Raw genomic sequence first — 25,701 nt, 5'->3', positions numbered from 1 at the left:
AGGTCCGTCGGCTGATCACATGGAAGCCGCGCGCCATGTGCTCGCCCTCCTTCGCCTTCCGCACCAAGGACTCCGCATGCCCGAAATATCCCGTCGTACCTTCGGTGGGCTCGTCGGTGGCGGTGCGGTGACCGCCGTCGCCGGTACGGCCACCGCCGCCGTGGCCGCCGACGCCGCCCCTGCCGAACGCCCCTTCACGGCACGCCCCGCCGCCTCCGGCAAGCGCCCCAACCTGCTGGTCATCCTCGGGGACGACCTCGGCTGGGCCGATCTCTCCTCCTACGGCGCCCCGCACATCAAGACACCGAACCTGGACCGGCTGGCCCGGCAGGGGGTGCGCTTCACCGACGCGTACTCCGGGTCGGCGACCTGCTCCCCGACCCGGTTCAGCCTGTACACCGGGCGCTATCCGGGGCGTACGCCCGGTGGCCTCGCCGAGCCCGTCGCCAACACGTCGCAGGGGCTGGACCCGAACCACCCCACCCTCGCCTCCCTGCTGAAGAAGGCCGGGTACGCCACCGCCCTGATCGGCAAGTGGCACTGCGGCTGGCTCCCCGACCACAGCCCCACCAAGTCGGGCTGGGACGAGTTCTTCGGCAACTTCGGGGGCGTGCTGGAGTACTACTCCAAGCTCGGCCAGCTGGGCACCTACGACCTCTACGAGGGCGACGCCGAGTACAAGGACCTGCGCTACTACACCGAGGTCCTGACCGAGCGGGCCGTGGAGTACGTCGGCCGGGACCACGACAGGCCCTGGCTGCTGAACCTCAACTTCACCACCCCGCACTGGCCCTGGCTGGCGGAGGGCGACGAGGAGACCGGCGCGGAGATCGCGGCGAAGATCCGGGCCGCGAAGAGCCAGGCGGAGGTCTCGGCCGCGCTCAACCACTTCGACGGCGGCTCGGTCGAGAAGTACACGCAGATGGTGCAGAGCCTCGACGCGGCCGTCGGCGAGGTGCTGGCCGCGCTGCGCCGGTCCGGGCAGGAGGAGAACACCCTGGTGCTGTTCGCCAGCGACAACGGCGGCGAGCGCTGGTCGTACCTCTGGCCGCTCTCCGGCGAGAAGTTCGTCCTCCAGGAGGGCGGCATCCGAGTGCCGACCATCGTGCGCTGGCCCGCCCGGATCGACGGCCACCAGGTCAGCCACGAGCCGAACTTCTCCCCCGACTGGACGGCGACCCTGCTGGAGCTGGGCGGCGCCCGGCCGGACCCGGCGTACCCGCTGGACGGCACCAGCCTGGCCGGATATCTGCTGCGGGGCGAGGAGCTGCCGGAGCGGGATCTGTTCTGGCGGGTGCGGGCCAACCGGGCCCTGCGACGCGGGGACTGGAAGTACTACCAGGACGACGCCGGCCAGGACCACCTCTACAACCTGGCCGCCGACCTGCGCGAGCAGGCCGATCTCGCCCCGGACAGGCCCGAGTTGCTGGCCGAGCTGAAGACCGCCTGGGAGAAGACCGCCGGCGGGCTGCTGCCCTACCCGGCCTCCTGATCAGCCCAGGATCCCGCGGTCGTACGCCGTCGCCACCGCCGCCGCACGGTCCTTGACGCCCAGCTTGGCGTACAGGTGGGTGAGATGGGTCTTCACGGTGGCCTCGCTGATGAACAGCTCGCGGGCGATCTCGCGGTTGGAGGTGCCCTTGGCGACCAGGGCCAGCACCTCGCGCTCACGTGCCGAGAGGGGCTCGTTGCCGGGGGCGCGGGGCGTGCGGACCGCGGACACCAGGCGGGAGGCGACGGCCGGGGACAGGACGGTACGGCCCTGTGCCGCCGCGCGGACGGCGGTGAAGAGCTCGTCGCGCGGGGCGTCCTTCAACAGGTAGCCCGTCGCGCCCGCCTCGATCGCGGGCAGGGTGTCGGAGTCGGTGTCGTACGTCGTCAGCACGAGGACCTTGGCGCGGGCGCCGCGGCGGGCCAGCGCGGCGATCGCGTCGACTCCGCCGCCGCCCGGCATCCGCAGGTCCATGAGGATCACGTCGGGGTCGAGCACGGTGGCCCTCTCCAGCGCCTCGACGCCGTTCGCCGCCTCGCCGAGGACCGTGAACCCGGGCGCCGACTCGAACATGCCGCGCAGACCGTCGCGTACGACGGGATGGTCGTCGACGATCAGCAGGGAGATCAACGCCTCGTCACTCATGGCGGACCAACGGTACGCGAGCCGACAGTGCCGTGCCGTGCCCCGGCTCCGACTCGACGGTGAGGGCGCCGGCGATGCGTGCGGCGCGGGCGCGCATGCCGTCGAGGCCGAAGCCGCCCGCTCCGGTGCGCGGCGGGACGGCGAGCGGGTCGAAGCCGCGGCCGTCGTCACGGATGTCGAGGATCACCTCGTCGCCCAGGAAGCTGAGGGTCACCCCGACCCGGGTGGCGGCCGCGTGCCGGGCGGCGTTGGAGAGGGCCTCCTGCACGATGCGCAGGAGCGTCGCCGCGACCTCCTCGTGGAGCTGTTCCGCCGTCCCGGTGACGGTGAACTCGGCGCGCACACCGACCCGTTCGCCCCATTCGGCGACCGTCTTCTTCAGAGCCTCCGCGAGTCCGTCGTTCTCCAGGGCCACGGGGGCGAGGTTGTGCACCGAGCGGCGGGCCTCGCCGAGGCTGTGGCGGGCGAGGTCACAGGCGCGCTCCAGGTGGGTGCGGGCGATCTCCAGGTCGGGGGCGTTCGCCACGACCTGGAGCTGGGCGATGATGCCGGTCAGGCCCTGGGCGAGGGTGTCGTGGATCTCGGCGGCCAGGCGGCGGCGTTCGTCGGCGACCCCGGCTTCCCTTGCCTGGACGAGGAGTTGGGCGTGGAGGGAGGCGTTCTCGTCGAGGGCCTGTTGCAACGCCGTGTTGGTGCGCTCGAGTTCGGCGATGGTGGCGGCCTGGACGCGGGCGCGTTCGTCCTCCGTGGCGAACACGCGGTCGGAGACGGCGACCAGGACCACGGTGACCGCGAGGATCGCCCCGAACAGCAGCCACTGGGACCGCCCGCTCGGAGGCAACCCGCCGGATTGCGCGCCCGACATGGTGACGGCGGTGGCGAACAGCCCGACGTTCCGCAGCGGTCGCGGCAGCAGTCGGCGGGCGCCGAAGTAACCGGTGAACGCGTAGAAGGAGAAGAGCGGGTTGATCCAGGTGAGGGCGAAGGCGATGACCCAGCGGACGGCGTAGTAACAGACGCTCGTGCCGGACGGGCCGCTCGGCATCTCGGCGACGGTCCCCCACCAGACCTGGAGCGCCAGGCCGGCGGCGACCAGGCCCCCGACCGCGTACCAGTCGCCGGGCTCCATGCCGACCATGCCCGCGGTCGGCACCGCGAGGATCGCGCCGATCAGCAGCAGCAGGTACGGGCCCCGGTGGTTGACCATCGCCCACCGCTGCTCGACTCCCGCCACGTCCTGGTCCATGGGCCCAGTGTCGGGCACGGGCACGCTCACTCCCAGCGGAACCAGCGGCTCGCCGCGCCCGTGAGCAGCAGCGTCCACATCGCCAGCACGCCCAGGTGGCCCCACCCCGGCCAGTGCCCCGCCGCCGCCTGGTTCAGGGCCTCGGCCGCCGCGCCGAACGGGGTGTAGCCGACGCACCGGGCCAGCAGGTCCGGCATGGTCTGCACCGGCGCCCACACGCCCGCGCAGAACATCGCCGGGAAGAACACGGCGGAGCCGATCGCGCCCGCGATCTTCGTGGTCCGGGACAGCGCGGAGACGACCGCGCCGAGCGCGAGGGCGGCCAGGATCGCCAGGACCAGGGCGACGGCGTATCCGAAGGGCTGCTTCGGCAGGCGTACGTCGAAGGCGTACCGGCCGACCGCGAGGGCGAGCAGCGCCGACGCCAGGGCGGCCCCGCCGTACACCAGCATCTGCGCGGACAGCAGGGCGACGGGCCGGACCGGGGTGGTGGACATGCGGCGCAGGATGCCGCGCTCGCGATAGCCGGTGAGGGTCTGCGGCATGGACTGGAGACCGCCGACGATCATCCCGAGCAGCACCGCCACCGGGACGTAGATGTCGATGGTGCGCAGGCCGCCGAGGTCGGCCTCGTGGTCGCGGAACGACGGGATCGAGCCGAGGATCACCAGCAGCAGGGTCGGGAACCCCAGGATCCAGAAGAGGCTGCCGGGTTCGCGGCGGAACAGCCGGATCTCGGTCTTCAGTACGGCGGTGTCGACGACGGCCGTGGTCATGCCGCTGCCTCCTTCGTGAGGTCGAGGAACGCGTCGTCGAGCGTGGCGTCGGTGACGCGGAGCTGGTGGGCGGTGACGTGGGTGCGGGCGAGGAGGGTGATGACGGCGTTCACGGTCTCGTCGGTGCCGGCGAGGGTGATCCGGCCGTCCCCGTGCTGCTCGACCGACACGAGGGCGGGCAGGGCGTTCAGGTCACGGTCGTCGAGGGGCTCGGACGGGGTGAAGCTGATGACGGTGGCGCCCGCGGAGCGGCGGATCAGACCGGCCGGGGTGTCCAGGGCGGCGAGCCGCCCCTGGTCGATCACGGCGATCCGGTCGCACAGCCGCTGCGCCTCCTCCATGAAGTGGGTGACGAGCAGGACGGTCACCCCACGCTCGCGGATGTCCTCGATCAGCTCCCAGGTGTCCCGGCGGGCGCGCGGGTCGAGCCCGGTGGTCAGCTCGTCCAGGACGACGACTCTCGGATTGCCGATGAGGGCCAGCGCGATGAACAGACGCTGCTTCTGGCCGCCGGAGAGCTTGCCGAACCGGGTGCCCAACTTGGGCGTCAGGCCCAGGCGTTCGGCCAGCGGTCGCCAGTCCGAGGGGTTCGGGTAGAAGGCGGCGTACAGCTCCAGCGCCTCGCGGACGGTGAGCTTGGCCTGCACCTCGCTCTGCTGGAGCTGGGCGCCGAGGACCTCGCGGGTGGCCCGGTGCTCGGTGACGGGGTCGAGGCCGGTCACCCGGATCCGGCCCGCGTCGGGGACGCGCAGGCCCTCGACGCACTCGACGGTGGTGGTCTTGCCGGCGCCGTTCGGGCCGAGGATGCCGAAGATCTCGCCCTCCTCGACGGTGAAGGAGACACCGTCGACGACGGCTCGGCCGCCGTAGGACTTGCGCAGGTCGCTGACTTCGATGACGGACATGGCACCAGCGTCCCGGCGAGCGGCCCCCGCGCACATCGGCCGTCGCGCTCGAAGCGGCATCAACCGATCGGTTGATGCCGTGCTGCGACCTGCGGCACGACCTTGTACGACTCTTCGAACATGCAGGTCATAGGACCAGCGGTGATCCGGGTCCGGCCCAAAACTCGGTGGGCGATGTCAGTGCCGGTCCGTAGGCTCGCTGTTGATGGCCACGACACCTGCAACGACACCTGTCACCACCAAGGACCGCTCTGCCGTAAGAACCCTGCTGCGGCTGTGGCCGTACGTCCGGCCCGTGCGGGCGCGGCTGCTGACCGCCGCGGTCGTCGCGGTGCTCGCCTCCTGCACGGGGCTGGTGATCCCGCTCGTCCTGAAGTGGCTGGTGGACGGGCCGGTCGCCGACCGGGACGGGACGGGGGTGTGGCTCGGGGCGCTGTACCTGCTGCTGCTCGGGGGCGCCGAGGCGCTGTTGTTCGGGCTGCGGAGGTGGCTGGTGGCGCGGCCGTTGTCGCATGTCGAGGCGGAGATGCGGGCGGATCTGTACCGGCGTCTGCAACGGCTGCCGGTCGCCTTCCACGACCGGTGGGCGTCGGGGCAGTTGCTGTCCCGGGGCACCACCGATCTGATGCTGCTTCGGATGTTCCTCGCTTTTCCGCTGACGTTCCTGCTGGTCAACGCCGTGACGATCATCGTCGGAGTGGGGATCATGCTGGTGCAGGACTGGTCGCTGGGCCTGGTGATCCTGGTTCCGGCCGTCCCCGTGATGGTGACGTGCGTGGTCTTCGAGAGGCGGTACTCCCTGGTGGCGCGGCGCGCGCAGGACCAGGTGGGGGACCTGACGACGGTCGTCGAGGAGAGCGTGCTCGGCATCCGGATCATCAAGGGCTTCGGGCGGCACCGCAGCCAGGCACGGGCGTTCCGTGAACTGTCCCGGACCCTGCGGGGGACCGAGCTGCGCAAGGCGGGACTCCTCGCCACCATCTGGGGCGTCATCGTGACCCTCCCGGAGGTGGCCATCGGGGCGGCGCTGGTGCTGGGCGCCGTGCAGGTGGCGGACGGGGAGCTGTCGGCGGGGACACTGGTCGCCTTCCTGTCCACGGCCCTCGCGTTGCGGTGGCCGGTGGACTCCATCGGCTTCCTGCTGGCGATGAGCCAGGAGGCGGCGTCGGCGACCGAGCGGTACTTCGAGGTGATGGACGAGGAGCCGGAGTCGAGGGGCGGTACCGGCGCGACGCCCGCCGAGGACAGCGGACTCCGCTTCCACCAGGTCCGCTTCCGGTACCCCGACGCCCCCGAGGACTCCCCGCCCCTCCTCGACCGCATCGACCTCCACATCCTCCCCGGCGAGTCCATGGCCCTCGTGGGCGCGACCGGAAGCGGCAAGACCACTCTCACCGCGCTGGTCCCCCGTCTCCACGAGGCGACGTCGGGCCGGATCACCCTGGACGGGCAGGACATCACGGCCATGTCCCGGGAAGAGCTCCGGTCCAAGGTCGCCATGGCCTTCGAGGAACCCACCCTCTTCTCCGCCGCCGTGAGCGAGAACGTCCTGATGGGCGCCGGAGTCGACGCCGGGACCGTCGAGCTGGATCGCGCCCTCGCCGTGGCTCAGGCCGACTTCGTGCACCGCCTCCCGCAGGGCACCGACACCCAGGTCGGCGAGCAGGGCCACAGTCTCTCCGGCGGCCAGCGGCAGCGTCTCGCGCTGGCCCGGGCGGTCGTGGGACGGCCCGAGTTCCTCGTCCTGGACGACCCGCTGTCCGCCCTCGACGTCCACACCGAGGCGGCCGTGGAGGCCGCCCTGCGGGACGTCCTCGCGGACACCACCGCCCTCATCGTGGCGCACCGCCCGTCGACCGTCCTGCTCGCCGACCGCGTCGCGCTGCTGTCCGGCGGCCGGATCACCGCCGTCGGCACCCATCACGAACTGCTGCGCACCAACGCCGAGTACGCCCATCTGATGGCCGGCAGCGACGAGGAGGACGGCCGATGACGGCGACCACGACCACCGCACCGGACAAGAGGAAGCCGGCCGGGGAGCCCCACGGGTCGGGCGACCCCTTCGACCGTGACGTCCTGCCCACTCCCCCGGGCGCCACCGCCGGCCTGCTGCGTTCCCTGCTCGCCCCGATGCGGGCCCGGGTCGCGTTCACGACGCTGCTCCTGCTGCTCCAGCAGGCGGCGGTGCAGGCCGGACCGCTGCTGGTGGCGTACGCCATCGACAGCGCGGTCCCGGCGTTCCGGGACCACGACAGCGGCCCGCTCGTCGCCGTGGCCGTCGGCTATCTGCTGTGCGCGCTGGCCTCCGGAGGGCTCCAGTACGCGTTCATCATCGCCTCCGCCCGCGTCAACCAGGACGTGCTGCTGGACCTGCGCGGCCGGATCTTCCGGCACGCGCAGGCGCTGAGCATCGACTTCCACGAGCGGTACACCTCGGGCCGGCTCATCTCCCGTTCCACCACGGACGTGGAGTCGTTGCGCGAACTCCTCAGCGAGGGGCTGCAGGAGCTGGTCACGGTCATCCTGTCCTTCGTCTACATCTCCGCCCTGCTGCTCTGGCTGGACCTGGCGCTCGGCGCGGTCGCGGTGGCGTCCTTCGTGCCGCTGTACCTCCTCGTGCGGATGTACCGGCGGCGGGCGGGGCGGGTGTACCGGTTGCGGTCCACAGCCATCGCCGCCGTGATCGTGAAGTTCGTCGAGACGATGAACGGCATCAGGCCGGTGCGCGCGTTCCGCCGGGAGGCCGCCAACGACGCCGACTTCGCCGCCCTCAACCAGCGGCACGAGCGGATCAACGGCGACGCACTGCTCGAGATGGCCCGCTACGTCGTCAGCTCCCGGCTGGTCGCGAACACCGCCGTCGCCCTGATCGTGCTGTGGGGCGCCCAGCGGGTGGCGGGCGGTTCGCTGGAGCTGGGCGTGCTGGCGGCGGCGGTGCTGTATCTGCGGCGGCTGTACGACCCGATCGACCGGCTCGGCATGTTCCTGAACTCGTACCAGTCGGCGGCCGCCTCGCTGGAGAAGATCGCGGGGCTGCTGGCGCAGACGCCGTCCGTGCCGGAGCCGGCGGCTCCCCGGGAGCTTCCGTCGCTCGAGACCGAACTCCCCGGCCGTGAGGTGGTCTTCGACGGGACCCGGTTCGCCTACCGCACCGGCGGCGAGGTGCTGCCGAGCTTCGACCTGACGCTGCCGGCCGGGCAGACGGTCGCCGTCGTCGGCTCGACCGGCGCGGGCAAGTCGACGCTGGCCAAGCTGCTCGCCCGCTTCTACGACCCCTCCGAGGGCCGGGTCCTCCTCGACGGCGTCGACCTGCGCGAGCTGTCCGTGCCCGAGCTGCGGCGCGGTGTGGTCATGGTGACGCAGGAGGCGTTCCTGTTCTCCGGCACGGTCGCCGAGAACATCGCGATCGGACGGCCGGACGCCACCCGTGGCGACATCGAGCGGGCCGCCAAGGCGATCGGCGCGCACGAGTTCATCAGCGCCCTGCCGGACGGCTACGACACCGACGTCCGCAAGCGGGGCGGCCGCATCTCCGCCGGTCAGCGCCAACTCGTCGCTTTCGCACGGGCGTTGCTCGCCGACCCGGCGGTGCTGATCCTGGACGAGGCGACCAGCTCGCTCGACATCCCGGGCGAACGGGCGGTGCAGCGGGCGATGGCGACGGTGCTGAGGGGACGTACGGCGGTCGTGATCGCGCACCGGCTGTCCACGGTCGAGATCGCCGACCGGGTGCTGGTCATGGAGCACGGCCGGATCGTCGAGGACGGCACCCCGGCCGAACTCGTCGCGGGCACGGGCCGGTTCGCGGACCTGCACCGGGCGTGGCGGGACAGTCTGGCGTGATCTTCCAGGGGGAGCGTTGATCGACACGTACGAGGATCCGGGCACGCCCGACAGCCGGGGCGGCTGGTGGTATCTGTGGTGGCTGGTGCTGCGGCAGCCGTGGCGGTCGGTGGCGGGGGCGCTGCTGGCCAGCGTGTGGATGGTGCTGCTCACGGCGACGCCGTATCTGATGGCGCGGGCCGTGGACGAGGGCCTGGAGAAGGGGGACATGGGCGCGCTGGCCCTGTGGACCGGTCTGATGGTCGTGGTCGGCACCTTCAACGCCTGGCTGAGCATCATGCGGCACCGCACGATGACCCGGGTGCGGATGGACGCCAACTTCCGCACGGTCAAGGTCGTCGTCGGGCACGCGGTGCGGCTCGGGGCGGCGCTGCCTCGGCGGGTCGGGGCCGGGGAGGTCGTGACGATCGGTGTGGGGGACGTGCAGCAGATCAGCTCGTCCCTGACGGTGATCGGCCCCGGTGTCGGCGCGGTCGTCTCCTACCTGGTGGTCGCGGGGCTGCTGCTGACCATCTCCACGCAGCTCGCCGTGGTGGTGCTGCTCGGGGTGCCGTTGGTGGCCGTGCTCGTCGGGCCGTTGATGCTCCGGCTGCAGGGCACGGAGTCGGAGTACCGGGAGCGGCAGGGCGTGCTGACCGCGCGGATCGGGGACCTCGCGGGCGGGCTGCGGGTCCTGAACGGGCTGGGCGGCAAGGGGCTGGTCGCCGACGCCTTCCGGCGGGACTCGACGCGGCTGCGCGAGCAGGGGTACCGGGTGGGAGCGGTGACCAGCTGGATGCAGGCGCTCGGAGTGGGCCTGCCGACGCTGTACCTCGCGGTGGTGACCTGGATGGCGGCCCGGATGGCGGCCCAGGGCGCCCTCACGGTGGGCGAGTTGGTGTCGGTGTACGGCTATGTCGCGGTGCTGGTGCCGACGGTGGCGTACTTCATCGACTGGGCCTACCAGCTCGGCCGGGGTGTGGTGGCCGCGCGGCGCGTCGTACGACTGCTGCGGGTGGAACCGGAGCCGGACGACGGAGTGTGCGACGCTCCCGCGGAGCCGTCGGTGCTGTACGACCCGGAGTCCGGGGTACGGGTGCCGCCGGGGCGGCTGATCGCGCTGGCCGGGGCCCGGCCGGCCGACACCGCGGCCGTCGTCGACCGGCTGGGCCGGTACGCGCCGTCGGCGGCGACCTGGGGCGGCGTACGGCTCGACGAGGTGCCGTTGCCGCAGGTGCGGGCGCGGATCCTGGTCGCCGACCACGAGGCCGACCTGTTCGCGGGGCCGTTGCGTGAACTGGTCGGCGGGCGCGGGGACCCCGGTGACGCGGAGATCATGGCGGCGGTGCGGGCCGCCGCGGCGGAGGACCTCGTGCGGGGTCTGCCGGACGGGCTCGACTCGGCGGTCGACGCGCAGGGGCGCAACCTCTCCGGCGGACAGCGGCAGCGGGTCCGGCTGGTGCGGGCTCTGCTGGCCGCCCCGGAGGTGCTGCTGGCGGTCGAGCCGACCTCGGCGCTCGACGCGCACACGGAGGCGGCGGTCGCGTCCCGGCTGCGGGACGCGCGCCGGGGACGTACGACCGTCGTCACCACCACCTCGCCGCTCGTGCTGGACCGTGTGGACACCGTGCTCTACCTGGTCGACGGGAAGGTCGCGGCCGCCGACAGCCATCAGCGGCTGCTGGCTCAGGAGCCCGGCTACCGGGCGCTGGTGACCCGGGACGCGGACATCGAAGAGGCCGGCCCGCGCGAGGACGGGTCCGGCCGGGACGCCGAGGAGGTCCTGGGGTGACGCGGGGACAGTTGCCGATCGCCGAGCCCGCGGACGTGCGGCGGGCCTCCGGGCGTCTGGTGCGCGCCGACGCGCGTGCCTTCGCCGCGGTGCTCGCGCTGAACGCGGCGGCCGCCGGGGCGGGGCTCGCCGGACCGTGGCTGCTGGGCCGGATCATCGACCAGGTGCGGGCCGGGGGCGGTGTCGACGCGGTGGACCGGGCCGCACTGGGGATCGTGGCCTGCGCGACGGCACAGTTGCTGCTGGCGCGCTGGGCACGGTACGCCGGGCACCGGTTCGGGGAGCGGACGCTGGCCCGGGTCCGCGAGGAGTTCGTCGACCGGACGCTGGCGCTGCCCGCGTCCGTGGTGGAGCGGGCGGGCACCGGCGATCTGACGGCGCGCGGCACCGCGGACGTGGCCACCGTCGGCACCACGCTGCGCGACGCCGGGCCCGAACTGCTCATCAACGTCGTGCAGGCGCTGTTCCTGCTCGGCGCGGTCTTCGTGATCGATCCGCTGCTGGGTGCCGTGGGCGTGTTCGGCCTCACCCCGGTCTGGTTCGCCCTGCGCTGGTATCTGCGCCGGGCCCGGGACGCCTATCTCGCCGAGGGCGCGGCGAACTCGGACGTCGCCGAGATCCTCGCGGCTACCGCGGCCGGGGCCCGCACGGTGGAGGCGTTCCGGTTGCGGGAGCGCCGGGTCGCGGCGAGCCGTGAGGCGCTGGACCGGTCCCGGAGCAGGCGCCTGTTCACGCTGTATCTGCGCTCGGTGTTCTTCCCGGTGGTGGAGGTGGCGTACCTCTTCCCGGTGGCGGGGGTGCTGCTGCTCGGCGGGGTGCTGCACGCGCACGGGGCGGTGAGTCTGGGGGCGGTCGTGGCGGCCGCGCTGTACCTGCGGCAGTTCGAAGGGCCGCTGGACGAGATCCTGGTCCGGGTCGAGCAACTGCAGAGCAGCGGCGCCTCCTTCGCCCGGGTGGAGGGCCTGGCCGGGGCGCCGCGCACCGCCGCGGACGGCGGCTCCCCCACTCCGGCGGGCGACCGCATCGACGTGACCGGCGTGCACTACGCCTACGACCGGGGGCGTGAGGTGCTGCACGGGGTGGACCTGACCGTACGGCCCGGGGAACGGCTGGCCGTCGTCGGTCCGTCCGGTGCCGGGAAGACCACGCTGAGCAGGCTGCTGGCGGGCGTCGACATGCCGAGCGCGGGCGCGGTGACGGTGGGCGGGGTACCGGTCGTCGAGCTGGGCCCGGAACAGTTGCGCCGGCAGGTGGTGCTGGTCACCCAGGAGCACCATGTCTTCCTGGGGACGGTCCGCGACAACCTGCTGATCGCCGAACCCACCGCGACGGACGAGGAGTTGTGGGCGGCGCTGGTGGCGGTCGGCGCCGAGGCCTGGGTGCGGGAGCTGCCCGACGGGCTGAACACCGAACTGGGTGAGAGCGGTTGCCGTACGGACGGCTCGCAGGCACAGCAACTCGCCCTGGCCCGGGTGGTCCTGGCCGATCCGCACACCCTGATCCTCGACGAGGCCACCGCCCTGCTGGACCCGACGACGGCCCGGCACACCGAGCGCGCCCTGGCCGCCGTACTGGAGGGCCGCACGGTCATCGCCATCGCGCACCGCCTGCACACCGCGCACGACGCGGACCGGGTGGCCGTGATGGAGGACGGCCGTCTGACCGAACTCGGCACGCACGAGGAGCTGGTGGCGGCGAAGGGTGCGTACGCGGCGCTGTGGTGGTCGTGGCACGGGGACCACGACCCGAGCCCGCAGCCGAGCGCGCACCCGCACGACTGACCTGAGGCAGGGGTCCCGGCCGGCACCACCGCCCGGCCAACCATTCCGGATATCGGACATGAACTCCCGGACAACGGAGGATTTCCGGCCAAGTTACTGACGCGCTCCTGACAGAAACCGCGATCTCCTGCCACTCTTCCCACGGCCCCTCCACAGCAACCTCACATGTTCCACCGCTGTGCCGTGGCCGAGCACCCGCACGAGGTTCTGCGCACCGCCCCTGTTCTGCCCGTTCGGCCCACCGCCGACGGTCTCCCCTGGCCGCGAGACCCGCGGCCGTGCAGAAGGAGTCAGTGTTGAGAAGTTCCTCGCACAGACGCACCTCCCACACCACCTCTCACGCCGTCCCCCACTCCGCGCGCCGCAAGGCCGCGGCGGTCGCCCTGGTCGGCGTCTCCGCCCTGATCGCCGCGGCCGTCCAGTCGGGCGCCGCCACCGCCGCCCCGGAGCGGGCACCGTCGGCCGCGGGCAAGGTCATACCGGGCGCCGAGTCCGTGAAGCTGACCCCCGCCCAGCGCGCCGAGCTGATCCGGAAGGCCGACGCCGCCAAGGCGGAGACCGCCAAGGACCTGGGCCTGGGCGCCAAGGAGAAGCTGGTCGTCCGGGACGTCCTCAAGGACGGCAACGGCACGGTCCACACCCGCTACGAGCGCACCTACGACGGCCTGCCCGTCCTCGGCGGCGACCTCGTCGTCGAGAGCACGAAGGCCGACGCCACCGAGGCGGTCGTGAAGGCCACCCGCGCCGCCATCAAGCCGGCCACCACCTCGGCCGCGCTGCCCGCGGCCAAGGCCAGGACGCAGGCACTCAAGGCCGCCGAGGCCGAGGACGCCAAGAGCCCCGCCGTCAACCGCGCCCCGCGCAAGGTGATCTGGGCGGCCGACGGCAAGCCGACCCTGGCGTACGAGACGGTCGTGGGCGGTTTCCAGCACGACGGCACCCCGCAGGAGCTGCACGTCGTCACGGACGCGGCCACCGGCGCGAAGCTGTTCTCGTGGGAGGCCATCGAGACCGGCACCGGCAACACGGTGTACAGCGGCACGGTCACCCTCGGCACCACGCAGTCCGGGTCGACGTACAACCTCACCGACGGCGCCCGCGGCGGGCACAAGACGTACAACCTCAACCGCGGCACCTCCGGCACCGGCACGCTCTTCTCCGGCCCCGACGACGTGTGGGGCAACGGCACCGCCTCGAACCTGGAGTCGGCCGGCGCGGACGCGCACTACGGCGCCCAGCTGACCTGGGACTACTACAAGAACGTGCACGGCCGCAGCGGCATCAAGGGCGACGGCGTGGGCGCGTACTCCCGGGTCCACTACGGCAACAACTACGTCAACGCGTTCTGGTCCGACAGCTGCTTCTGCATGACGTACGGCGACGGCTCGGGCAACGCCAACCCGCTGACGGCGATCGACGTTGCCGCGCACGAGATGACGCACGGCCTGACCTCCAACACGGCCGGCCTCAACTACAGCGGCGAGTCCGGCGGCCTAAACGAGGCCACCTCCGACATCTTCGGCTCGACCGTCGAGTTCTACGCCAACAACTCGTCCGACGTCGGTGACTACCTCATCGGCGAGGAGATCGACATCAACGGCGACGGCACCCCGCTGCGCTACATGGACAAGCCGAGCAAGGACGGCGCGTCCAAGGACAGCTGGTACTCCGGCCTCGGCTCGATCGACGTGCACTACTCCTCGGGCCCCGCGAACCACTTCTTCTACCTGCTGAGCGAGGGCAGCGGCACCAAGACCATCAACGGTGTCACCTACAACTCGGCCACCTCGGACGGGCTTCCGGTCACCGGCATCGGCCGGGACAAGGCGGAGAAGATCTGGTTCCGGGCGCTGACCACGAAGTTCACCTCGACCACCAACTACGCGTCGGCCCGCACCGGCACGCTCGCGGCGACCGGTGAGCTGTACGGCACCACGAGCGCCGAGTACAAGGCCGTGCAGGACGCCTGGGCGGCCATCGCGGTCGGCGCCCGCTCCGACGGCGGCGGCGGCGGGGGCGGCGGCACCTCCTTCGAGAACGCGGCCGACGTATCAATTCCGGACAACGGTGCCGCGGTCACGTCGTCGATCACCGTCTCGGGACGTACGGGCAACGCGCCGTCGAACCTCGCGGTGGCGGTCGACATCGTGCACACCTACATCGGTGACCTCCAGGTGCAGCTGGTCGCCCCGGACGGGACGGCGTACACGCTGAAGGCGTACGGCACCGGCGGGAGCGCGGACAACCTCAACACCACCTACACGGTGAACGCGTCCTCCGAAGTCGCCAACGGTGCGTGGAAGTTGAGGGTCCAGGACAACGCGGCCCAGGACACCGGCTACATCAACAGCTGGAAGCTCACCTTCCCGTAGGCCCCACGGGCCTCCTGCGCCCCACGGGCCCCCATGACAGGGCGCCGCTCCGGTGGTTCGACTCCCCGGGCGGCGCCCTCCTTTTTTGCCACCTCTATACGCACCGCCGGTTGGCCCTTGACCGAGGTCAACTCCGTTTACATGACGGCAATATTCGCTCGAACGTCAGTTTTCAGCCAACATCACTTGGGGGTCATGACATGTACGCGCCTCAGTGCCAGTCTTCCCTCACGCCGCTTCAGCACAGCAACTCCACAACTCACTCCGCCCGTTGACCCCAACCAACGGACGGACTCCCCACGAAGGAGCATGCGTGACCCCCCTCTACGCGCGTCACAAGCGAACCACTCTGGCCATCGCCACCGCCGTCGCCGCCGGAGCACTGCTGACCACCGGCCTGACCACCGGTACCTCAGCCGCCGCCGAGACCACGGCGGACACCGGAAGATCCACGCTCGCCGCCGCCCCGCTGCAACTGTCCACGGCAGCCCGCACCTCGCTGATCCAGGAGCAGCAGGCCGACGCGGCCGGCACCGCCCAGGAGATAGGCCTCGGCGCCAAGGAGAAGCTGGTCGTCAAGGACGTCGTCAAGGACGTCGACGGCGCGGTCCACACCCGCTACGAGCGCACCTACGCGGGTCTGCCGGTCCTCGGCGGCGACCTGGTCGTCCACCAGTCGCCCACCGGTACGACCAAGGGCGTGACCAAGTCGCTCAAGGGTTCCGTCAAGGTCGCCTCCCTGACGCCGAAGCTCGCCGCCGCCAAGGCGGAGAAGCAGGCGCTGACCGCCGCACAGGCCGCCGGCTCCGAGAAGACCGCCGCCGACCAGGCCCCGCGCAAGGTGGTCTGGGCCGCCTCCGGCACCCCGGTCCTCGCCTACGAGACGGTCGTCGGCGGCCTCCAGGACGACGGCACCCCGAACGAGCTGCACGTCATCACCGACGCGGCCACCGGCAAGAAGCTCTACGAGTACCAGGGCATCGAGACCGGCACCGGCAAGAGCCTCTACTCGGGCACGGTCACCCTGGGCACCACCAAGTCGGGCACGACGTACAACCTGACCGACGGCACCCGCGGCAGCCACAAGACGTACAACAAGTCGCACGGCACCAGCTCGTCGGCCGGCACCCTGTTCACCGACGCCGACGACACCTGGGGCACCGGCACGGCCTCCAGCTCGGCCACGGACCAGACCGCCGCCGTCGACGCCGCCTACGGCGCGCAGGAGACCTGGGACTTCTACAAGTCCACGTTCGGCCGCAGCGGCATCAAGAACAACGGCGTGGCCGCCTACTCCCGCGTCCACTACGGCAACGCGTACGTCAACGCGTTCTGGGACGACAGCTGCTTCTGCATGACGTACGGCGACGGCGAGGGCAACGTCAACCCGCTGACCTCGCTGGACGTGGCCGGCCACGAGATGAGCCACGGCGTCACCTCGAACACCGCGGGCCTCAACTACAGCGGCGAGTCCGGCGGTCTGAACGAGGCCACCTCGGACATCTTCGGCACCGGCGTGGAGTTCTACGCCAACAACGCCAACGACCCCGGTGACTACCTCATCGGCGAGGAGATCGACATCAACGGGGACGGCTCCCCGCTGCGCTACATGGACAAGCCCAGCAAGGACGGCGGCTCGGCGGACTCCTGGTCCTCCACCGTCGGCAACAAGGACGTCCACTACTCCTCGGGCGTCGCGAACCACTTCTTCTACCTGCTGTCCGAGGGCAGCGGCGCGAAGACGATCAACGGCGTCTCGTACAACTCGCCGACGTCCAACGGCTCCACGGTCACCGGCATCGGCCGCGCCAAGGCGCTGCAGATCTGGTACAAGGCGCTGACGACGTACTTCACGTCGACCACCAACTACAAGGCGGCCCGCACCGGCACCCTCTCGGCGGCCAGTGCCCTCTACGGCTCCACCAGCACCGAGTACAAGGCGGTCGCCGCGGCCTGGTCGGCGGTCAACGTCAGCTGACTGTCGGGCAGTTGACGGCACCGTGACAGGGGCGGCACCCCGGAACGAAGACGTTCCGGGGTGCCGCCCTACTCTTGGGACCCATGTCCTTCACGTACGACGACGTCGGCGCGACCAGGGAAGCCGGCTTCTGCCCGCCCGGCTTCCACCCCATGCACGTGCGCAGCCGCATCGGCGAGGGCAAGGAGGTCTTTCGCAGAGCCTCCGAGGCGCTCCTCACCTGGGAGATGCACCGCGCGCTGGGCGTGGGCGTCGACGTGAGCGCGGACCGTGCCGCTCCCGACGTCGACGTCACGGTCACCCTCGGCGGCGTGATCAAGGCGCCCTGCCGGGTGGTCTGGACGCTGGAGGAACCCCGCCGCGTCGGTTGGGCCTACGGCACCCTGGCCGGTCACCCGGAGTGCGGCGAGGAGTCCTTCGTCGTGGACCGCACCGGCGACGGCACGGTCTGGCTGACGATCTCCGCCTTCAGCCGCGCCGCGAAGTGGTACAGCCGGGCGGGCGGTCCGGCGACCCGGGGCCTGCAGCAGGCCTACGCCCGACGCTGCGGGGCGGCGCTGCGCAGGCTGTGCGCGGACCTCGAGTGACCGCCGGGACCCGGCGGCACCCTCACCTCAGCAGCACCCCGGCCGCCTCCACCACCTCCTCCGACGGCACGGCCACCATCCCCAGCTCCGCGCCGGACGCCAGCAGGCGGTGCACGGGCAGGACGCGGACCGTGTAGCCGAAGGGTCCCGTACGGTCCAGGGACAGCGGTCCCTCGTACAGTCGGCGTCCCTCCGGGTCGGGGCCGCCCACCGGCTTCAGCGGGACGGCCGCGGCGTCGGTGATGCGGTCCTCCTCGTCCACCCGGCCGGAGACCGCCTGCACCTCGACGTCGTCGGGGCCGAGGTCGCCCAGAGCGACGCGCACCCGCAGCCCCAGGGTCGTACCGAGTTCCGCGGTGGCCGTCGCGGCGGTCGCCTCGACGTGGTCGACCGTCACCCCGTGCCAGGCCGCACGCACCCGGGACTTCCACTCCGCCAGTTCGCGCGCGGAGTCGGGGGCCATCGTGCGGTGGGCGTTCGCGGCGGGGGCGTAGAGCCGCTCGACGTACTCGCGGACCATGCGGCCGGCCAGCACCTTGGGGCCGAGCAGGGTGAGGGTCTGGCGGACCATCTCGATCCAGCGGTCGGGCAGGCCGTGCTGGCCGCGCTCGTAGAAGCGGGGGGTCACCCGCTGCTCGAGCAGGTCGTAGAGCGCCGCGGCCTCGATGTCGTCGCGCCGGTCGTCGGTGTCCACGCCGTCGGCGGTGGGGATCGCCCAGCCGAAGTCGGGCTGGAACCACTCGTCCCACCAGCCGTCCAGGACGGACAGGTTGAGGCACCCGTTCAGCGCGGCCTTCATCCCGGACGTCCCGCACGCCTCCAGCGGCCTGAGCGGGTTGTTGAGCCAGATGTCGCAGCCCGGGTAGAGCTTCTGCGCCATCGCCATGCCGTAGTCCGGCAGGAACACGAGACGGTGGCGCACCCGGGGGTCGTCGGAGAACCGCACCAGTTCCTGCACCAGCCGCTTGCCCCCGTCGTCCGCCGGGTGCGCCTTCCCGGCGACGACGATCTGGATCGGCCGCTCGGCATGCAGAAGCAGGTCCATCAGCCGGTCCCGGTCGCGCAGCATCAGCGTCAGCCGCTTGTACGACGGGACCCGCCGCGCGAACCCGATCGTCAGCACATCGGGGTCGAGCACCCCGTCGATCCAGCCCAACTCGGCTGTACCGGCGCCGCGTTGCCGCCAGGAGGCACGCAGCCGCTCCCGCACCTCCGTCACCAGTTGCTCGCGCAGATCGCGCCGCAGCTCCCAGATGTCCTGGTCGGGGATGTCCGCGACGGCGTCCCACCGTTCCGAGCCGCCGACCGTCATCGCGTCCCCGGTGCGCTGGGCGCCGATCTGCCGGGCGCCGAGCCGGAACACCTCCGGGGCGACCCAGGTCGGGGCGTGCACCCCGTTCGTCACGGAGGTGATCGGCACCTCCTCGGGGTCGAATCCCGGCCACAGTCCGGAGAACATCTCCCGGCTCACCCTGCCGTGCAGCAAGGAGACACCGTTGGCCCGTTGGGCCAGCCTGAGGCCCATCACGGCCATGTTGAAGACGTTCGGTTCACCGCCGGGGTAGGTCTCCATGCCCAGTTGCAGCACCCGTCCGACATCGATCCCCGGCAGTTCCGCGTCGGGCCCGAAGTGGTGGGCGACCAGCTCCCGGTCGAAGCGGTCGATGCCGGCCGGAACGGGGGTGTGGGTGGTGAAGACGGTCCCGGCCCGGACCGTCTCCAGCCCGGAGTCGAAGTCCAGCCCCTGGTCGCAGAGTTCGGCGATCCGCTCCAGACCGAGGAAGCCCGCGTGGCCCTCGTTGGTGTGGAAGACCTCGGGTCCGGGGTGCCCGGTCAGCCGGCAGTACGTCCGCACCGCCCGCACACCCCCTATGCCGAGCAGCATCTCCTGGAGCAGCCGATGCTCACTGCCGCCGCCGTAGAGCCGGTCGGTCACCCCACGCTCGCCGAGGTCGTTCTCCTCCACGTCGGAGTCCAGCAACAGCAGCGGCACCCGGCCCACCTGGGCCAGCCAGACACGGGCCCGCAGCCGCTTGCCGCCGGGCAGGGCCAGGGAGACGTCGGCCGGGGTGCCGTCGGCCTCCTTCAGCGGAGCGACGGGCAGCTCATGGGGATCGAGCACCGGATAGTGCTCCTGCTGCCAGCCGTCCCGGGACAGGGTCTGCCGGAAGTACCCGTGCCGGTACAGCAGCCCGACCCCGATCAGCGGCACGCCGAGATCGCTGGCCGCCTTGAGATGGTCGCCGGCGAGGATGCCGAGGCCGCCGGAGTACTGGGGCAGCGCGGCCGTGATGCCGAACTCGGGCGAGAAGTAGGCGACGGCCTGGGGCAGGTCGGTCGTCTGCGTCTGGTACCAGCGGTCGCCGGTCACATAGTCGTGCAGATCGTCCGCGACGGCGGTGAGCCGGCGCAGAAAGTCACGGTCCTCGGCGAGTTCGGTGAGCCGCCCGGGCCGCACACTGCCGAGCAGCCGCACGGGATCACCGCCCTGGGCGGCCCACCGTTCCGGATCGACGGACTGGAACAGATCACGCGTCTCCGCATGCCAGGACCAGCGCAGATTGCGCGCCAGGTCACTCAGCGGCCGGAGGGGGTCGGGGAGAACGGGACGGACGGTGAATCGACGGATCGCCTTCACTTGCCACCTCGTCAAGCGTGCGGAGGGGACTCACGGCGCTGTGCGTCCCAGCTTCACTTTCGACGGTAGTCGCTCCTCGGGGGTCGGTGGGGTCGTGCCGGGGGTCAGTCTTCGTCCAGTCAGGGATCAGGCTGTTGATCATGACTCGGCCGCGCCTGGCCGAGATGCCCGCTGCCGCCCTCTTCCGCCCCTTCCAAGCCTTCCGATATGGCCGATTCCACCCCTGTAGGCGTCCTTGTGGTGCTTCAACCCACACGAGAGGCTGCCAGTGGCGTGCCGGTCGGCCGCCGGGCGCACCCGGCGGCACACGGCCGTCCACGCCGACTTCAGGAGGGGGTACACAGCCATGGCACGGACGCGGACACGGCGTCTGCGCGTGGCGGGGGGTCTGACCGCGGTGGCCTGCACCGCGGCGCTTTCGGCCATCACCCTGCCCGCGTACGCCGCACCCCAGGGGCGGATACTCGGCGCCGGAGAGCCCGGCTCCGTCGGCGGAAGTTACCTCGTGACACTCAAGGGGGAAACGAAGGCGCCCTCCGCGGCCGGAAAGGGCCTCGCCGAGAAGTACGGGGCGCGAATCAGCCACACCTACGGCACGGTCCTCAACGGTTACGCGGTGCGAGCGAACGAGAGACAGGCGAGACTCCTCGCGGCGGACCCGAGGGTCGCCTCGGTCGTCCAGGACAGCCGCGTGGCCCTGGACGAGGCGCAGAGGAACCCGCAGTCCTGGGGCCTGGACCGGATCGACCAGCCCTCGCTGCCGCTCGACCGGAGCTACACCTCGCCGGCCTCGGCGGGCGCCGGGGTGACCGTGTACGTGATCGACACCGGGATCCGGATCGGTCACAAGGACTTCGGCGGGCGGGCGAGCCACGGCTGGGACTTCGTGGGCGGCGACCGGAACGCGGGCGACGGCAACGGGCACGGCACCCATGTCGCCGGCACCGTGGCCGGCGCCGGGTACGGCGTCGCCAAGAAGGCCGAGGTGGTCGCCGTACGCGTGCTCGACAACGCGGGCGCGGGCACGACAGCCCGGGTCATCGCCGGCATCGACTGGGTGACGAAACACGCCAAAAAACCGGCGGTCGCCAACCTCAGTCTCGGCGGCTACCGCAACGCCCAGCTGGACGCCGCCGTGCGGAACTCCATCCGGTCCGGCGTGACGTACACGGTCGCGGCGGGCAACGACGGGCTGCCGGCCTCCCTCTACTCCCCCGCGGCTGTCAAGGAGGCGATCACGGTCGGCGCCATCGACACAAAAGACGCCAAACCGGGATTCTCCAATTACGGGGCGTCCCTCGACCTGTTCGCCCCTGGCGTGTCGATCACCTCGGCGTCGTACGCGAGCGACACCGGCCGCGTGACCTCCTCCGGCACGTCGATGGCGTCGCCGCACGCGGCCGGCGCCGCCGCGCTCTATCTCGCGGACCATCGCCGGGCCACCCCCGCCCAGGTCGGCAAAGCACTGGTCGGCGCGGCCACATCCGGCAAGGTGTCCGGCCGTGGCGTGGGTTCACCGAACAAACTCCTGCGTGTGCCGCGCTGACCGAGGCCACGTGCGACACCGGCCCCGTTCGGCCAGAACGGGGCCGTTCTCGTGTGTTGATGTACGTGTGAGTAGTTAGCAACCTGCCGGATTGCCCACCCGAATAGGGTGGGAAGGCTTCACCGGTACCCCCGCAGGTACAGCACAGGCACCCCGGGGATGCCACGCAGGACCCACCTCCCCACAGCCATCCGCCCACCCACGTTGACGCGGACAGGAGCGGTCATGCCCGCCACGCACCACTCGTCAGCACCCCCGACACCCACTACCGACGCGCACCTCGTGCGCCCGGTCGACGGCCCTCCGGACGCGGAGCCACCCTCCGCGGGTCATGGCACGGCCGTCGGGCGCATACCCGTCCTCGACGTCCGCCCGGTCGTCCAGCACGGCCGCAGGCCCGCCAAGGCGGTGACCGGCGAGCCGTTCGAGATCTCGGCCACCGTGTTCCGCGAGGGTCATGACGCCGTCGCCGCCAACGTCGTGTTGACAGATCCGGAAGGGCGCCCCGGCCCCTGGACCCCGATGCGGGAGCTGGCCCCGGGCACCGACCGCTGGGGCGCCACCGTCACCGCCGGCGAACCCGGCCACTGGTCGTACACGGTGGAGGCCTGGGGCGATCCCGTCGCCACCTGGCGGCACCACGCGCAGATCAAGATCCCGGCGGGGATGGACATCGAACTGGTGCTGGAGGAGGGCGCGCGGCTGTACGAGCGGGCGGCCTCCGGTGTCCCCAAGAAGGGCAAACGGCAGGTTCTCCGAGCCGCCGTCGACATCCTCAGGGACGAGACCCGGCCCGCCGCGACCCGGTTGGCCGCGGCGTTGACGCCGGAGGTGGACGCGGTCCTGGCCCGGTATCCGCTGCGGGAACTGGTCACCGCCTCGGACCCGCTGCCGCTGCTGGTCGAGCGGGAGAGGGCCCTGTACGGCGCCTGGTACGAGTTCTTCCCCCGCTCCGAGGGCACCGCGCAGCAGCCGCACGGCACCTTCCGCACCGCCGCCCGCCGGCTGCCCGCGATCGCCCGGATGGGCTTCGACGTCGTCTACCTGCCGCCGATCCACCCCATCGGGCACACCTTCCGCAAGGGCCGCAACAACTCCCTGTCCCCCGGTCCCGACGACGTCGGCGTGCCGTGGGCGATCGGCTCCCCCGAGGGCGGCCACGACGCCGTCCACCCGGACCTGGGCACCCTCGAGGACTTCGAGTGGTTCGTGGAGCAGGCCGGGCAGCAGGGCCTGGAGGTGGCCCTCGACTTCGCCCTGCAGTGCTCGCCCGACCACCCCTGGGTGCAGAAACATCCGGAGTGGTTCCACCACCGGCCGGACGGGACGATCGCCTACGCGGAGAACCCGCCCAAGAAGTACCAGGACATCTACCCCGTCGCCTTCGACGCGGACCTGGACGGCCTCATCGCGGAGACGGTGCGGGTGCTGCGGCACTGGATGGCGCACGGGGTGCGGATCTTCAGGGTCGACAACCCGCACACCAAGCCGGTGGTGTTCTGGGAACGGGTGATCGCGGACGTCAACCGCACCGACCCCGACGTGATCTTCCTGGCCGAGGCGTTCACCCGCCCGGCGATGATGCACACGCTGGCCCAGATCGGCTTCCAGCAGTCGTACACCTACTTCACCTGGCGTACCACCAAGGACGAGCTGACCGAGTACCTGACCGAGCTGTCGGGCGAGGCGGCCTCGTACATGCGGCCCAACTTCTTCGCCAACACCCCCGACATCCTGCACGGGTACCTCCAGCACGGCGGCCGGCCCGCCTTCGAGGTCCGCGCGGTCCTCGCCGCCACCCTCTCCCCCACCTGGGGCATCTACAGCGGCTACGAACTGTGCGAGAACACCCCCCTCAAAGCGGGCAGCGAGGAATACCTCGACTCCGAGAAGTACCAGCTCAAACCCCGCGACTGGGAGGCGGCCGAACACGAAGGACGCAGCCTCAGCCCCCTGATCACCCGACTCAACACCATCCGGCGCGCGAACCCGGCCCTGCGCCAACTGCGTGATCTCCACTTCCACCAGGCGGACAAGGACGCGGTGATCGCGTACTCCAAGCGGCAGGGATCGAACACGGTTCTGGTGGTCGCCAACCTCGACCCGCACCACACCCAGGAGGCCACGGTCTCGTTGGACATGCCGCAACTCGGCCTGGAATGGCACGAGTCGGCGCCGGTGCGCGACGAGCTCACCGGCGAGACCTATCACTGGGGCAGGGCCAATTATGTGCGCCTTCGGCCTGGCGGGGCACATGTGCTTACGGTCGGCCCAGGGCCCGAGGGCCGTGCGGCGGAATCCGCCGACGTGGCGTCCTCGGACGAGCACAGCACCGTCCTGCGACCGTCCACCCCGCAGATCGGAGGGTCACCCACAACATGATCGTCAACGAGCCCGTCCAGGACACCTTCGAGGACACTCCCGCCAAGGACCGGGACCCCGAGTGGTTCAAGCGTGCCGTCTTCTACGAGGTCCTCGTCCGCTCCTTCCAGGACAGCAACGGCGACGGTGTCGGCGACCTCAAGGGCCTGACCGCGAAACTCGACTACCTGCAGTGGCTGGGCGTCGACTGTCTGTGGCTGCCGCCGTTCTTCAAGTCACCCCTGAGGGACGGCGGGTACGACGTCTCGGACTACACCGCCGTACTTCCGGAGTTCGGTGACCTCGCCGACTTCGTGGAGTTCGTGGACGCCGCCCACCACCGCGGCATGCGCGTCATCATCGACTTCGTCATGAACCACACCAGCGACCAGCACCCGTGGTTCCAGGAGTCCCGCAACAACCCCGACGGCCCCTACGGCGACTACTACGTGTGGGCGGACGACGACAAGCAGTACCAGGACGCCCGGATCATCTTCGTCGACACCGAGGCGTCGAACTGGACCTTCGACCCGGTGCGCAAGCAGTACTACTGGCACCGCTTCTTCTCCCACCAGCCGGATCTCAACTACGAGAACCCGGCGGTCCAGGAGGAGATGATCTCCGCACTGCGGTTCTGGCTGGACCTGGGCATCGACGGCTTCCGCCTCGACGCCGTGCCCTACCTGTACCAGGAGGAGGGCACCAACTGCGAGAACCTTCCGGCGACCCATGACTTCCTGAAGCGGGTCCGGAAGGAGATCGACGCGAGCTATCCGGACACGGTGGTGCTGGCGGAGGCGAACCAGTGGCCGGAGGACGTCGTCGACTACTTCGGCGACTACGCCACCGGCGGCGACGAATGCCACATGGCGTTCCACTTCCCGGTCATGCCACGTATCTTCATGGCGGTCCGGCGGGAATCCCGCTACCCCGTCTCGGAGATCCTCGCCAAGACTCCGGCCATCCCGTCGAACTGCCAGTGGGGCATCTTCCTGCGCAACCACGACGAGCTGACCCTCGAAATGGTCAGCGACGAGGAACGCGACTACATGTGGGCGGAATACGCCAAAGACCCCCGCATGCGCGCGAACATCGGCATCCGCCGGCGTCTGGCCCCCCTCCTCGACAACGACCGCAACCAGATCGAACTCTTCACCGCCCTGCTGCTGTCCCTGCCGGGCTCGCCGATCCTCTACTACGGCGACGAGATCGGCATGGGCGACAACATCTGGCTCGGCGACCGGGACGCCGTACGGACCCCGATGCAGTGGACCCCGGACCGCAACGCCGGCTTCTCGTCCTGTGATCCGGGGCGGCTGTTCCTGCCCACGATCATGGACCCGGTCCACGGCTACCAGGTGACGAACGTCGAGGCGGCGATGGCCTCGCCGTCCTCGCTGCTGCACTGGACCCGCCGCATGATCGAGATCCGCAAGCAGAACCCCGCCTTCGGACTGGGGTCGTACCGGGAACTCCCGTCCTCCAATCCCGCGGTCATCGCTTTTCTGCGGGAATACGAGGACGATCTCGTACTGTGCGTGAACAACTTCTCCCGGTTCGCGCAGCCGACCGAGTTGGATCTCAGCGCGTTCGGGGGGCGGCACCCGGTCGAGCTGTTCGGCGGGGTCCGTTTCCCGGCCGTCGGAGAGCTGCCGTATCTGCTGACCCTGGGCGGGCACGGCTTCTACTGGTTCCGGCTCCGCAAGGACGCCGCGTAGGGCCATGCGAGCCCGGTCGAACCCCGGGCGGGACGGTTTCCC

The 25,701-nt window shown here is 71.2% G+C and carries 16 protein-coding genes; 11 read left to right on the top strand and 5 right to left on the bottom strand.

Annotation, left to right across the window (positions count from 1 at the left end):
* The first annotated feature begins 76 nt into the window (after window positions 1–76).
* Complete coding sequence (locus tag OHA64_RS32990) at window positions 77–1,492, top strand: sulfatase (protein WP_405619358.1); 1,416 nt, start codon at window positions 77–79, stop codon at window positions 1,490–1,492.
* On the opposite strand, the gene OHA64_RS32985 is transcribed toward OHA64_RS32990, so the two are convergent.
* From OHA64_RS32985 to OHA64_RS32970, 4 genes are read right to left on the bottom strand one after another with little or no spacing between them, the layout of a single operon-like run.
* A complete protein-coding gene (locus OHA64_RS32985; RefSeq protein ID WP_405619356.1) occupies window positions 1,493–2,137 on the bottom strand; it encodes a response regulator in 645 nt (214 codons plus the stop codon).
* Complete coding sequence (locus OHA64_RS32980) at window positions 2,130–3,383, bottom strand: sensor histidine kinase (protein WP_405619354.1); 1,254 nt, start codon at window positions 3,381–3,383, stop codon at window positions 2,130–2,132. Before OHA64_RS32980 ends, OHA64_RS32985 begins: the two co-directional genes overlap by 8 nt.
* A gap of 26 nt (window positions 3,384–3,409) precedes the next feature.
* On the bottom strand, window positions 3,410–4,159 hold the full coding sequence (locus OHA64_RS32975; protein WP_405619352.1) for an ABC transporter permease: 750 nt from the start codon (window positions 4,157–4,159) through the stop codon (window positions 3,410–3,412).
* Window positions 4,156–5,064 carry an ABC transporter ATP-binding protein gene (locus tag OHA64_RS32970; RefSeq protein WP_405619350.1) on the bottom strand — a complete coding sequence of 303 codons (909 nt, stop codon included), beginning with the start codon at window positions 5,062–5,064 and terminating at the stop codon, window positions 4,156–4,158. The genes OHA64_RS32975 and OHA64_RS32970 overlap by 4 nt, the downstream gene beginning before the upstream one ends.
* A gap of 205 nt (window positions 5,065–5,269) precedes the next feature.
* Between OHA64_RS32970 and OHA64_RS32965 the strand changes: the two genes are divergently transcribed.
* From OHA64_RS32965 to OHA64_RS32935, 7 genes are all read left to right on the top strand, one after another.
* Window positions 5,270–7,057 carry an ABC transporter ATP-binding protein gene (locus tag OHA64_RS32965; RefSeq protein WP_405619348.1) on the top strand — a complete coding sequence of 596 codons (1,788 nt, stop codon included), beginning with the start codon at window positions 5,270–5,272 and terminating at the stop codon, window positions 7,055–7,057.
* Window positions 7,054–8,907, top strand: a complete 1,854-nt coding sequence (locus OHA64_RS32960) for an ABC transporter ATP-binding protein (RefSeq protein ID WP_405619346.1) — start codon at window positions 7,054–7,056, stop codon at window positions 8,905–8,907. The genes OHA64_RS32965 and OHA64_RS32960 overlap by 4 nt, the downstream gene beginning before the upstream one ends.
* 16 nt (window positions 8,908–8,923) lie before the next feature.
* A complete protein-coding gene (locus OHA64_RS32955; RefSeq protein ID WP_405619344.1) occupies window positions 8,924–10,678 on the top strand; it encodes an ABC transporter transmembrane domain-containing protein in 1,755 nt (584 codons plus the stop codon).
* Window positions 10,675–12,459, top strand: a complete 1,785-nt coding sequence (locus tag OHA64_RS32950) for an ABC transporter ATP-binding protein (RefSeq protein WP_405619342.1) — start codon at window positions 10,675–10,677, stop codon at window positions 12,457–12,459. Before OHA64_RS32955 ends, OHA64_RS32950 begins: the two co-directional genes overlap by 4 nt.
* Window positions 12,460–12,752: 293 nt before the next feature.
* Window positions 12,753–14,831 (top strand): M4 family metallopeptidase, encoded by a 2,079-nt coding sequence (locus OHA64_RS32945; RefSeq protein ID WP_405619340.1) that lies wholly within the window; start codon window positions 12,753–12,755, stop codon window positions 14,829–14,831.
* 313 nt (window positions 14,832–15,144) lie between these two features.
* The gene (locus OHA64_RS32940) at window positions 15,145–16,809 is read left to right on the top strand and encodes a M4 family metallopeptidase (protein WP_405619338.1); all 1,665 of its coding nucleotides are present in this window, start codon (window positions 15,145–15,147) and stop codon (window positions 16,807–16,809) included.
* A gap of 83 nt (window positions 16,810–16,892) precedes the next feature.
* Window positions 16,893–17,396 (top strand): DUF1990 family protein, encoded by a 504-nt coding sequence (locus OHA64_RS32935; RefSeq protein WP_405619336.1) that lies wholly within the window; start codon window positions 16,893–16,895, stop codon window positions 17,394–17,396.
* Between the two features lie 22 nt (window positions 17,397–17,418).
* Here OHA64_RS32935 and OHA64_RS32930 read toward each other — a convergent pair whose 3' ends face one another.
* On the bottom strand, window positions 17,419–20,034 hold the full coding sequence (locus tag OHA64_RS32930) for a glycosyltransferase family 1 protein (RefSeq protein WP_405619334.1): 2,616 nt from the start codon (window positions 20,032–20,034) through the stop codon (window positions 17,419–17,421).
* Window positions 20,035–20,380: 346 nt separating this feature from the next.
* Between OHA64_RS32930 and OHA64_RS32925 the strand changes: the two genes are divergently transcribed.
* The 3 genes from OHA64_RS32925 to treS all read left to right on the top strand — a co-directional run bounded on the left by OHA64_RS32925 (window position 20,381) and on the right by treS (window position 25,659).
* On the top strand, window positions 20,381–21,580 hold the full coding sequence (locus OHA64_RS32925) for a S8 family peptidase (RefSeq protein WP_405619332.1): 1,200 nt from the start codon (window positions 20,381–20,383) through the stop codon (window positions 21,578–21,580).
* A gap of 225 nt (window positions 21,581–21,805) precedes the next feature.
* A complete protein-coding gene (locus OHA64_RS32920) occupies window positions 21,806–23,962 on the top strand; it encodes an alpha-1,4-glucan--maltose-1-phosphate maltosyltransferase (protein ID WP_405619330.1) in 2,157 nt (718 codons plus the stop codon).
* Window positions 23,959–25,659: a maltose alpha-D-glucosyltransferase gene (gene treS, locus OHA64_RS32915; protein ID WP_405619328.1), complete on the top strand. Its 1,701-nt coding sequence runs from the start codon at window positions 23,959–23,961 to the stop codon at window positions 25,657–25,659. Before OHA64_RS32920 ends, treS begins: the two co-directional genes overlap by 4 nt.
* Window positions 25,660–25,701 lie beyond the last annotated feature (42 nt).

Source organism: Streptomyces sp. NBC_00076 (genome assembly GCF_045041235.1).
Lineage (GTDB): Bacteria > Actinomycetota > Actinomycetes > Streptomycetales > Streptomycetaceae > Streptomyces.
The sequence above is the reverse complement of the archived record's forward strand: the minus strand, read 5'-3'. Positions and strand labels throughout refer to the sequence as shown.